The organism is Xanthobacter sp. SG618, assembly GCF_012932745.1.
Classification (GTDB): domain Bacteria; phylum Pseudomonadota; class Alphaproteobacteria; order Rhizobiales; family Xanthobacteraceae; genus Xanthobacter; species Xanthobacter flavus.
This window is the reverse complement of sequence record NZ_JABBHL010000001.1, coordinates 676,679-688,721: the sequence shown is the minus strand read 5'-3', so window position 1 is coordinate 688,721 and position 12,043 is coordinate 676,679. Positions and strand designations below refer to the sequence as shown.

At 67.5% G+C, this 12,043-nt stretch carries 7 protein-coding genes; 4 read left to right on the top strand and 3 right to left on the bottom strand.

Annotation, left to right across the window (positions count from 1 at the left end; all coding sequences use genetic code 11):
- Positions 1-3: 3 nt before the first annotated feature.
- A complete protein-coding gene (locus FHT36_RS03215; protein ID WP_169121053.1) occupies positions 4-2,427 on the bottom strand; it encodes a penicillin-binding protein 1A in 2,424 nt (807 codons plus the stop codon).
- 462 nt (positions 2,428-2,889) lie between these two features.
- Positions 2,890-6,174 carry a ribonuclease E/G gene (locus tag FHT36_RS03210; protein WP_169121052.1) on the bottom strand — a complete coding sequence of 1,095 codons (3,285 nt, stop codon included), beginning with the start codon at positions 6,172-6,174 and terminating at the stop codon, positions 2,890-2,892.
- An 802-nt stretch (positions 6,175-6,976) separates the two neighbouring features.
- On the opposite strand from FHT36_RS03210, the gene FHT36_RS03205 reads away from it, so the two are divergent.
- From FHT36_RS03205 to FHT36_RS03190, 4 genes are all read left to right on the top strand, one after another.
- Positions 6,977-8,212, top strand: coding sequence for an N-acetylmuramoyl-L-alanine amidase (locus FHT36_RS03205; protein WP_246701988.1), 1,236 nt, complete (start codon positions 6,977-6,979; stop codon positions 8,210-8,212).
- Between the two features lie 201 nt (positions 8,213-8,413).
- On the top strand, positions 8,414-9,403 hold the full coding sequence (locus tag FHT36_RS03200) for a sialic acid TRAP transporter substrate-binding protein SiaP (RefSeq protein WP_169121051.1): 990 nt from the start codon (positions 8,414-8,416) through the stop codon (positions 9,401-9,403).
- A 223-nt stretch (positions 9,404-9,626) separates the two neighbouring features.
- On the top strand, positions 9,627-10,208 hold the full coding sequence (locus tag FHT36_RS03195; RefSeq protein ID WP_169121050.1) for a TRAP transporter small permease: 582 nt from the start codon (positions 9,627-9,629) through the stop codon (positions 10,206-10,208).
- A 3-nt stretch (positions 10,209-10,211) separates the two neighbouring features.
- Entirely contained in the window at positions 10,212-11,618 is a 1,407-nt protein-coding gene (locus FHT36_RS03190; RefSeq protein ID WP_169121049.1) for a TRAP transporter large permease, read from the top strand.
- A 6-nt stretch (positions 11,619-11,624) separates the two neighbouring features.
- On the opposite strand, the gene FHT36_RS03185 is transcribed toward FHT36_RS03190, so the two are convergent.
- Complete coding sequence (locus tag FHT36_RS03185) at positions 11,625-12,032, bottom strand: DUF983 domain-containing protein (protein ID WP_169121048.1); 408 nt, start codon at positions 12,030-12,032, stop codon at positions 11,625-11,627.
- Between the last annotated feature and the right edge of the window lie 11 nt (positions 12,033-12,043).

Genomic DNA, 12,043 nt, shown 5'->3' with positions numbered 1-12,043 from the left:
GCTTCAGTAGAGGCCGCCGGTCCCGGTCCGGGCCACTGGGGTGACGGGCTCGGGATTCGACCCATCGGTGCCCGCATAGCCCGCCACCGAATAGCCGTCCGGCGGCGCAGTGCCGGGCTTGAAGGCTTCGAGGATGGCGTTGCCGTCGCCGGCACCGGTGCGCTGCCCGCTCTTGCGGTCGATACGGACCAGCTTGATGCCGGCGGGCACGCGGAACGGGATGGCAGGACGATCGGCGATGGCCACCTTCATGAAGTCGCGCGCAATCGGCGCCGAGAGGAGGCCGCCGGTGGAGCCCTTGCCCATGGGCCTAGGCTTGTCGTAGCCGAGATAGATGCCGACCACGATTTCCGGCGTGAAGCCGATGAACCAGGCGTCCTTCTCGTCGTTGGTGGTGCCGGTCTTGCCCGCGATGGGCTTGCCCAGCTCCTTGAGCGCCGTGCCCGTACCGCGCTGCACGACGCCCTCCATCATGGAGGTGATCTGGTAGGCGGTCATGGGGTCGAGCACCACCGGGCGCCGGTCGATCAGCGACGGCTCCGGCTGGTTTTCCCACTTGGTCGCCTCGCAGCCGCGGCACTCGCGCTCGTCGTGGCGATAGATGGTGTGGCCGTAGCGGTCCTGGATGCGGTCGATGAGCGAGGGCGTCACCTTGCGACCGCCATTGGCGATCATGGCGTAGGCGCCGGTCATGCGCATCAGCGTGGTCTCGCCGGAGCCGAGCGCCATGGCGAGGTAGGGCGGCATGTCGTCATAGATGCCGAAGCGCTTGGCATATTCGGCGATGATGGGCATGCCCACGTCGTTCGCCAGGCGCACAGTCATCACGTTGCGCGACTGCTCCAGGCCGAAGCGCAGCGTCTGCGGGCCGTAATACTTCTTGGAATAGTTCTCCGGCCGCCAGGTATCCTGGCCCTGCTGCTCCAGCTCGAACGGCGCGTCGACCACGATGGTGGACGGCGTGTAGCCGTTGTCCAGGGCGGCCGAGTAGACGATGGGCTTGAACGAGGAGCCCGGCTGCCGCATGGCCTGGGTCGCACGGTTGAACTGGCTCTCGTCGTAGGAGAAGCCGCCGGAAAGGGCGAGCACGCGGCCGGTGGTGGGCTCCATGACCACCATGGCGCCTTCGACGCCGGGCGGCTGGCGCAGGCGCCACTGGCCGCCGGAGCTGCCGAGCGGCTCCACATAGACCACGTCACCGGGCTTCAGCACCTGGTTGATGGCCTTGCGCGTCCACTTGGCGCCCTCGGCCGGGATCAGGCCGACCTCGCGTTCGATGGACCGTTGGCCGGACTTGGTGCGCGACGGCTGGAGACCGATGCGGGCATTGTCCTTGCTCACGTCGAGCACGATGGCAAGGCGCCAGGGAATGTCGGTCCATTCCCGCACTTCGCCCAACTTCACACCCCAGTCGTCTCCGGGCACGAGGTCGATGTGGGTGACGGGCTTGCGCCAGCCGCGCTCCTCGTCGTAGCGCACCATGCCGTCCGTGAGGGTCTTCTTCGCCAGCACCTGCAGCTTGGGATCGAGCGGCGTGCGCACGGAGAGGCCGCCTTCGTAGAGCTTGCGCTCGCCGTAGCGCTCGTAGATCTGCCGGCGCACCTCTTCCGCGTAATATTCCGCGGCGAAGATCTGCGCGCCCGTGGCGCGGGGGGTGACCTCCAACTGCGCCCGCTTGGCGGCCTCGCCCTCCTGCTGGGAGACGAAGCCGTTCTCCACCATGCGGTCGATGACCCAGTTGCGGCGATCGGTGGCGCGGTTGCGCTCGCGGAAGGGATTGTAGTTGGACGGTGCCTTCGGCAGGGCGGCGAGATAGGCCACCTCCTGCACGTTCAGCTCGTCCACGGACTTGTCGAAATAGACCAGCGCCGCCGCGGCGATGCCGTAGGCGCCCATGCCGAGATAGATCTCGTTCAGGTACAGCTCGAGGATGCGGTCCTTGGAATAGGCACGCTCGATGCGCAGAGCGAGCAGGGCTTCCTTGATCTTGCGGTCAAGGCTGCGCTCGTTGGTCAGAAGGAAGTTCTTCGCCACCTGCTGGGTGATGGTGGAGGCGCCCTGGGCGCGGACGTTCTTGCCGTAGTTCTGCGCGAAGGTCAGAGCGGCGCGGAAGATGCCCGTCGGATCGATGCCGCCGTGCTCGTAGAAGTTCTTGTCCTCGGCCGAGAGGAACGCCTCGATCACAAGGCGCGGCACGGACTGGATGGGGATATAGAGGCGCCGCTGCTTGGCATACTCCGCCACCAGCGCACCGTCCGCCGCATGGACCCGGGTCATCACCGGCGGCTCGTAATTCTGCAACTGGGAGTAGTCGGGCAGGTCCTGGGAATATTTCCAGACCAGATAGGTCGCGCCCGCCGCACCCGCCAGCAGGACCAGCGTCGCGAGCGCGAACAGGAAACCCAGGAACCTCAAAATCACCCGCATCTCGCAGCTTCCTCCCGCCGCAACCCGAGGGACGCCCTACGCCGGGCCCTGACTGCCGCCGTTCCGGCCGTCGCAATCCTCGCCCGACCGCACGCTGTCCACGCCGACCGCCAACCCGGCGGCCGCCTTGGCAGGACCGCGACCTTCAAGAGCGCGACTTGCCATAACCCGACTTGGCACCGATGCGAAGCGACTACATTGGGAAACCCAAGGCCCCAAGGCAACCGTTCACCGCATTCGCGCCGCCTTGACGCTGCGTCACGGTGGCGGCCAGTATCGGAATTCGTCAACCGTGTCCGCCCTCAGGGACTCGCACGGCCACCGCTATGGGGGCGAAACGTGGCCTCTTCGCGACGGAAGAGCGCTTTCGGCCGGGGGCTCCTTTCGAACCGGATACCCGACATGAAAAGGGCCTCCCGAAGGAGGCCCTTTCACATTCAGGACAGGTCTGCCCGGAAGGCGTCAGCCGCCGAACAGCTTGCGCTGCCACCAGCCCGAGCGGGGCTTGGCGGGGGGCGTGGTCTCTTCGGCCGGCGCTGCGGGCGTCTCGGGCGCCGGGGCAGGCTCGGCAACGGGAGCAGGCGTTGCCGCCTCGGGAGCAGCCTCAGGAGCTGCCGCCTCAGGGGCGGCCTCCGCGGCCGGCTCGGAAGGCGCTTCCGCCGCAACGGGTGCGACCGGGGTGGCGATGCCGCTCTCGGACAGGATCACCGGCGCCTTCTCGCGAATGGTGGAGCGACGACGGCGCGGCGCCGCCTCGGCGCTTTCCGCCACCGGCTCGGGCGCGGGGGCCGGGGCGGCAGGGACTTCGGCTACCGGCTCGGCCCGGACTTCAGCCGGGGCTTCGGCAAAGGTCGGCGAGGTGACGGGAGCTGCCGCAACCTCGGCCTCTGCGGCCACGGGCTGCTCGTCGTCGCTCTCCTCGGAGCCGTCGTTCTCGCCGTCGGCGCTCCCCGGAGCATCGTCGTCCCGCTCGCGGCGGTTGCGACGGCCACCACGGCGACCCCGGCGACGGCGACGGCGGTCGCCGTTCTCGTCGTCGGAACGCTCGCCATCGGCGCGCTCGTCTTCGCCACGCTCTTCGTCGTCGCGCTCGTCATCCTCGCGGGCGTTCTCGTCGCGCGTGCCATCCTGGGCCTCAGCGGTTTCGGCGGAGGCGTCATCCTCCTCCTCGCCTTCGGCACCCTCGGCGCTCTCGCGGCCTTCCTCGCGATCGCCCCGCCGCCGACGGCGGCGACGGCGGCGCTTGCGGCCAGCATCGTCGGACCGCTCGCCATTGCCCTCGGACGCTTCGGCCTCAGCCTCAGCCTCGGTCTCGGCTTCCTCGACGATCTCCTCCTCATCCTCCTCGAGGAAATCCTCGTCGGGCAGGATGGAGTCGGGCTGAACCACGGTGCTCGGCCGCGGGGCGGCGGGCGCGGGGGCGGCCAGATCACCCTTCTCGATAATGAAGGGCTGGTGGCCGGTGACGCTCTCGTCCGCCGCGACGGAGAGGGTGACGCTGAAGCGCTCCTCCAGCTCGCGCAGATGAGCGCGCTTCTGGTTCAGAACGTAGAGCGCCACCTCGGTGCGGGTGCGGGCGACGAGATTGTGGGTCTGCGAGCGCAGCAGCTGCTCTTCCAGCGCGCGCAGCAGCTGGAGCGAGACAGAGGCCGCCGAGCGCACGTGCCCGGTGCCGCCGCAGTGCGGGCACACCTCGATGGAGCTTTCCAGCACGCCGGTCCGGATGCGCTGGCGCGACATCTCCAGAAGGCCGAAGTGCGAGATGCGGCCGATCTGGATGCGGGCGCGGTCGTTCTTGAGGCAATCCTTGAGCTTGCGCTCCACCGACCGGTTGTTGCGCTTCTCCTCCATGTCGATGAAATCGATCACGATGAGGCCGGCAAGGTCGCGCAGGCGCAGCTGGCGGGCGATTTCCTCGGAAGCTTCGAGGTTCGTCTTGAGGGCGGTGTCCTCGATATGGTGCTCGCGGGTCGCCCGGCCCGAGTTCACGTCGATGGAGACGAGCGCCTCGGTGGGATTGATGACGATGTAGCCGCCGCTCTTCAGCTGCACCACGGGGGAGAACATGGCATCGAGCTGCTGCTCCACGCCGTAACGGGCGAAGATGGGCTGCGGCTCGCGATAGGGCATCACCGACTTCGCATGGCTCGGCATGAGCATGCGCATGAAGTCACGGGCCTCGCGGAAACCCTCCTCGCCGGCGACGTGGATGTCGTCGATGTCCTTGTTGTAGAGGTCGCGGATGGCGCGCTTGATGAGCGAGCCTTCCTCGTAGACGAGGCTCGGCGCAGTGGAGGAGAGGGTCATCTCCCGCACCGTCTCCCACAGCCGCAGGAGATATTCGAAGTCGCGCTTGATCTCGGTCTTGGTGCGGTTGGCGCCTGCGGTGCGCAGGATGATGCCCATCCCTTCCGGCACCTCCAGGTCCTGCACCACTTCCTTCAGACGCTTCCGATCCACGGCGTTGGTGATCTTGCGGGAGATGCCGCCGCCACGGGCGGTGTTCGGCATCAGCACGGAATAGCGGCCGGCGAGAGAGAGGTAGGTGGTGAGGGCCGCGCCCTTGTTGCCGCGCTCTTCCTTGACCACCTGCACCAGCATCACCTGACGGCGACGGATGACTTCCTGAATCTTGTAGCTGCGGGCGCGGCGCTGCGGCGCGCGCTCCGGCACCTCCTCGAGGGCGTCCTCGTCGGCGCCGAGGTGCTCGATTTCCTCTTCCTCGTCGATCTGGTCGACATCGCTGTCGTCCTCGTCTTCGTCCTCATCCTTGTCGCGCTTGCGGTCATGCCGCCGGCCGCGGTGACGGCGGGAACGCGGCTGCTCCTCGTCGTCGGAACGCTCTTCGCGCGCGGACTCCTCGGGGGGCTTCTCTTCCGAAGCCTCGTCCGAGTCCTCTTCGTCCTCGTCCTCGTCTTCGTCGTCGTCCTCTTCGGCGTGGTCGTCCTCGTCGGTCTCCGACTGGGGCGCCTCGTCCTCGCCGGGCGCGGACGTAATGGTCACTTCCTCGCGGATCACCGCGTCGCCTTCGAGGATCGGCGCGGGATCGCTCTCGCCCTCGGCGGCCTCGCGGCGGCGCAGGGCCTCCTCGTCATCCGCCGCCTGCTCCTGCGGGGCGGGGAGGGGGGTGCCCAGGGGGGCGTCGATGGCGGCCTCGACCACGGCGGCCGCGGCTTCCGCGGCCTCGGCGGGGGCGACCAGCGCGCTCATCGGCTCGGCGTGATGCGCGGAAGACGCCTCCGGGGCCTCGAAGGGGGCCTCGGTTACAGCATCCTGCGCGGGCGCGGCGCCTTCGGCGGCTTCAAACTCTTCGGCGGCAGGGGCCTCGCCGGCCTCGGGGGCCGGATGCTCCACCGGCTCGGCGGCGGTGCTGATGCTCTGGTCCGGCTGGGAGCGCTTGGCGCGGCTGCGCTCGCGGCGGCGGTCCTTGAGGTCGGCCTCGTCCTCGGCAAGGCGCGCGGCGCGCTCCTCCTCCTCGATCAAGGCGAGGCGGTCGGCGACCGGGATCTGGTAATAGTCGGGATGGATCTCGCTGAAGGCGAGGAAGCCGTGGCGGTTGCCGCCGTACTCGATGAAGGCCGCCTGAAGCGACGGCTCCACGCGCGTCACCTTGGCGAGATAGATGTTGCCCCGCAGCTGCTTGCGGGATGCGGACTCATAGTCGAATTCTTCGACCCGGTTCCCGCGCACGACCACGACCCGGGTCTCCTCCGGGTGGGTCGCATCGATGAGCATCTTGTTGGCCATGGAAATCTCTCTTCACGGCGCCGGGAGCAATGCTCCGCGACGGCCGCGGCTCGACCCCTGCGGGCGCTGCCGCGACACCGTTCTGGCGCCGGATGTGATGACGTGAGGAAGAAGGGGAGGCACAGGTACGCCCAAGCGCGTCGCTCGCACGCTCGGGGGCGGGGCACACGGAAGCGCGCTCAGCGCGCATGTCGTGCGGAAAAAATTCCATGCCCTCGGCTACCCGCTCCTCGATGAAGGGTTCAGGCCGGGGCGGAGGCGGGCGCCTCGTTCCGGCCACGGTACACACTCGCCCGATTCCCCAGATCGTCCCCTCGCGGACCATCGGCGAAGCTGGCTTCGAGGCATGCCGCCCGCGCCGGTTCGGCGCTTGCCTAAAGGGTCCTCGGTGACGGGGGATCGTCCCTGAGGTGCCGCCGTCGGCAATTGGGGCTGCCTTGATTCCGGGCTATCGCATGCGCAGCGACCCGCCCGGATTCTCGACACGCCCTGCGGCAGCCGCGGCAACCGGGGCCGAAGAGCCTGTTCCGGAACGCGAACTGTGTACGGTTCCCTTCTTACCCGCCCGACTTCCCGCTTGGCAAGGATCATGCGTCCTGAACCTCGCACCGGACGGCTATAACGCTCCGTCAACGGGCCGTTTACACCCCCGCCTTAAGCCTGCCCCTCTCTTGTGGCCCGCTTCTGACCGCTGCCGACGGGCGGCCTGCACGAGGGTGAGATTGCGATGATGCGACGCCGCCCCGGCCCCGCCGCCTTGTCTGTTCTCCCGACGTGGAGGCTGCGCGGGGCTGCTGCTTTCTTGATCCTGTTCACTTTTGTGGCAGTGGTCGCCTGCCCCGCTTGGGCGCAGGGGGAGGGGGGCGCACCGGCACTGGCGCCGGCTTTGGCGCGGGAGGCGCGGCTCGCTGGCGACGCCAAGCGCACGCGCCTGATCGTCGACCTCGATCGTGCCCCCGCCTTCCGGGCCTTCACCCTCGCCAACCCGCCGCGGGTGATTCTCGACCTCTCCGACGTCACCTTCGCCCTGAAGCCCGATACCGGCCAATTGCGGCGCGGGCTGGTGACAGCGTACCGATTCGGTGTCTTCGCGCCGGGCAAGGCGCGCATGGTGCTGGAGGTGTCCGGCCCGGTCGCCATCGACAAGGCGTTCGTGCTGGATGCGGTGGACGACCAGCCCGCCCGCCTCGTGGTGGACCTGGTCAAGGCCGATGCGGACGCCTTCGCCCGCTCCATCGCCACCGAGGCCGAACAGCGCACCGCACTACCGGCTGCGGCTGTCGCCGCGCCGCCGGCCGGCGACACGCGCCCGGTCATCGTCATCGATCCGGGGCATGGCGGTATCGATTCCGGTACGTCCGGCTATTCGGCCTTCGTCGAGAAGACCATCGTGCTGGAAACCGCCCTCGCCCTGCGCGACCGACTGGAGAAGGCCGGCGGGTATCGCGTGGTGCTGACCCGCACCACCGACACCTTCATCCCGCTCGCCGACCGGGTGCGCATCGCCCGCACGAACCGGGCCGACCTGTTCATCTCCATCCATGCCGATGCGCTCGCCCGCGGCGATGGCAGGGCACGCGGCGCCAGCGTCTACACCCTGTCGGAGACCGCCAGCGACACGGAATCCGCCCATCTGGCGGACAAGGAAAACAAGGCCGACCTCATCGCCGGCGTCGATCTCTCCGACGAGACGGACGAGGTGGCGGGCATTCTCGTGGATCTCGCCCAGCGGGAGACGCGCAATTTCTCCGCGCTCTTTGCCCGCACGCTGGTGGGCAGCATGAAGGCGGCGACGCGGATGCACGGCACGCCCTTGAAATCTGCCGGCTTCCGCGTGCTGCGCGCCCACGACGTGCCGTCCGTGCTGGTGGAGCTCGGCTACATGTCGAGCCCCGACGACCTCAAGCAGCTCACCTCCGAAGCCGGTCGGGACCGCATGGCCGACGCCATCGCGGCTGGCGTCACGCAGTTCTTCGCCCACAAGGGGGCGGCGGGACATCAGGCGGTGGAAGACGGCGCGCCCTCTCCGGGCCGGTAGGCGAGCGCCGCACGGTGTGCGCGTCAGGCGCGCAAATGTGACTCGTGTCGACATGAGCCTTGCCCCGCGCCTTGGACCGAGTACCATGGGGCGGAGCGGCGTCCGGCCGCGGTTCAAAACGATTTAGTCCCCGGCCGGCAAACAAGCTGCATCGAGCACAAAAGCGGACAAAGACGCCGCATTCCGTGTGGGAGGAAATTGATGATCGACCGTCGTCGTGGCCTTGCGGCCGCGCTCGCCCTTGCGGCTGCCTTCACGCTCGGCGGGCCGGCCAGCGCCCAGACCAAGCTCAAGTGGGCGCATGTCTACGAGCCGTCCGAGCCGTTCCACACCGCCTCCGTCTGGGCTGCCGGCGAGATCGCCAAGCGCACCAACGGGCGTTACCAGATCGATGTCTATCCCTCCTCGCAGCTCGGCAAGGAGAGCGACATCAACCAGGGGCTGACGCTCGGCACCGTGGACATGATCATCTCCGGCTCGAGCTTTGCCGGAAAGGCCTATCCGCCCATCGGCGTCACCTATTACCCCTACACCTTCCGCGATGCCGGCCACCTGCTCGCCTACGCCAAGAGCGACGTGTTCAAGGATCTCGCCAAGGGCTACGAGGACAAGACCGGCAACCATATCGTCGCCGTCACCTATTACGGCGTGCGCCAGTCCACCTCGAACAAGCCGTTCAAGACCTGCGCCGAGATGAAGGGGCTCAAGATCCGCGTGCCGGATGCCCCGGCCTATCTCGCCATGCCCAAGGCCTGCGGCGCCAACATCACCCCCATCGCCTTCGCCGAGGTCTATCTCGCCCTCCAGAACGGCACGGTGGATGCGCAGGAAAATCCGCTCACCACCATCGAGGCGAAGAAGTTCTACGAGGTGCAGAAGAACATCGTGCTGACGGGCCACATCGTGGACCATCTCAACACGATCATCTCCGGCAGCCTGTGGAAGAAGCTCTCGCCCGAGGATCATAAGATATTCACCGAAGTCACCCAGGAAGCGGCCGCCAAGGCCACGGCCGAGGTGGCGCAGCGGGAGAAGGAACTGCTCGACATCTTCAAGCAGAAGGGCCTCACCGTGGTGGAGGTGGACACGGACGACTTCCGGAACACGGTGATGAAGAACATCACCTTCGAGAGCTTCGGCTATCGCAAGGCCGACTGGGACCGCATCCAGGCCATCAAGAGCAACATGTGAGGCTGGGCGGTCTCCGGCTGCTCACATCGCCTCACAGGTCTCAACAACCGTCATGCCCCGGCTTGTCCGGGGCATCCACGGTGCCGCCGATGCGGTGCTCGTGATGCTCTCGCCGTTCTCGCCGATACGTGGATCCCCCGGACAAGCCGGGGGATGACGGCGGCGGGCAGGGCTCCGCTTTCTTGATTTCCGCGCGCACCTCTTCCTCAGCCCGGACCCCTTCATGGCCCAAGAAGTCCACACCCGCGTCACCGGCGAGGAACTCGCCCATACGTTCGAGCAGCAGGAGGAGGTGGATCTCTCCGGCTACGCCTTCGAGGACTGGATCACCCTCGCCATCTTCTGGATCATGGCGGGGCTGGTCTTCACCCAGTTCTTCACCCGCTACGTGCTGAACGACAGTTTCTCGTGGACCGAGGAGCTTGCCACCTATTGCCTCGTGGCGGTGGTGTTCATCGGCGCGGCCATGTGCGTGCGGCTCTCCCGGCACATCCAGGTGGACCTCATCTACCGCTTCCTGCCGGAGCGGGCCGGGCACGTGCTCTCGCTGTTCGTGGACCTCGTGCGCACCAGCTTCATCGCCTACGGCGTGTGGCTGATGGTGCGCTACATCGCCCTCGTCGGCGACGAGCCCATGGTGATGGTCGATGCGCCGAAGAGCGTCGTCTACTACGCGGTCCTGTTCGGCTTCGTGATGATGCTGATCCGCTCGGTCCAGGTCGCCATCGGCAACATCCGCCGCGGCTACAGCGTGCTCGAACGCCCAGAGGCGTTCGAAGGCACCTACGATCACAAGGGGGACTGAGCCATGTGGCTGCTCATCGGCGGGTTCCTCTTCCTGATGCTCTGCGGCGTGCCGGTGGCCATCGCCATGGCCGGGGCATCGCTCGTCTACATCCTCGTCAGCGGCACCGTGCCGGACGTGGTCATCGCCCAGCGCATGATCGCCGGCGTGGAGAGCTTTCCGCTCCTGGCGGTGCCGTTCTTCATCCTCGCCGGCAACCTCATGAACATCGCGGGCGTCACCGGGCGCATCTATGCCTTCGCGGTAGCGCTGGTGGGCTGGATGCGCGGTGGCCTCGGCCAGGTGAACATCATCGGCTCGGTGATCTTCTCCGGCATGTCCGGCACCGCCATCGCCGATGCGGCCGGGCTCGGCACCATCGAGATCAAGGCCATGAAGGATCATGGCTATTCCACCGAGTTCTCGGTGGGCGTCACCGCCGCCTCCGCGACGCTGGGGCCGATCATTCCGCCCAGCCTGCCGTTCGTGATCTACGGGATGCTGGCCAACGTCTCCATCGGCGCGCTCTTCCTCGGTGGCGTGGTGCCCGGCGTGGTGATGACGCTGCTGATGATGGCGACGGTCGCCTATTTCGCCCGCCGCAACGGCTGGGGCTCCGATGCCGCCTTCAACTGGCGGAAACTGCTCTCGGCCAGCATCGAGGTCGTGATCGTGCTGGCCTTCCCGGCGGCGGTCTATGTGATGATCGAGGTTGGGCTCTCCACCAATCAGGCCGTCCTCATCGCCCTCGCGGTGCTGATCGCCCTCGACTGGTATTTCGACTTCTCCGCCGTCATGGCGCTGATGACGCCGGTCATCCTCATCGGCGGCATGACGCTCGGCTGGTTCACGCCCACCGAGGCGGCGGTGGCGGCGGTGATCTGGTCGCTGTTCCTGGGGCTGGTGCGCTACCGCTCCATGACGCTGAAGACGCTGGCGAAAGCGACCTTCGACACCATCGAGACGACGGCCTCGGTGCTGTTCATCGTCACCGCGGCCTCCATCTTCGCGTGGCTGCTCACGGCGAGCCAGGCGGCGCAGATGCTGTCGGACGCCATCCTTGGCTTCACCCAGAACAAGTGGGTGTTCCTGGCGCTGGCCAACCTGCTCATCCTGTTCGTGGGCTGCTTCATCGACACCATCGCGGCCATCACGATCCTGGTGCCGATCCTGCTGCCCATCGTGCTCAAGCTCGGCATCGACCCGATCCATTTCGGGCTCATCATGACGCTGAACCTGATGATCGGGCTGCTGCACCCGCCGCTGGGCATGGTGCTGTTCGTGCTGGCGCGGGTGGCGCGGCTCTCGGTGGAACGCACCACCATGGCCATCCTGCCCTGGCTGGTGCCGTTGATGATCGCGCTGCTCGCGATCACCTACATTCCCGGCCTCACCCTCTGGCTGCCCCATGCCATGGGGCTTGGACGCTGAGGGCGATCAGGCGCCCGTCCGTCCCTCGGGGGCGGACGGGGCGATGACGCGGCGGCCTTCCTCGGCCTTGTAGTAATACTGGCTCGCCACCAGCCAGCCCTTCAACGGCCGCAGGGGCGGGATGCAGGTGAGCAGCAAGAGGGGCAGCGTGGTCACGAGGTGGACCCAGTAGGGCGCCTGGAAGGCCACCTCCAGCCAGATGGCGAACAGAACCGCCGGCACGCAGGCGAAGCACATGACGAAGAAGGCCGGCCCATCCGCCGGATCGGCGAAGGAATAATCGAGCCCGCAGACCTCGCAGGCCGGGGCAATCGTCAGGAAGCCATTGAAAAGGTGGCCCTCGCCGCAGCGGGGGCAACGGCCTCTCACGCCCGTCGAAAGGGGCGAGAGTCTCGGCCAATGTTGTTCGTTCATGTCTTCTCCCG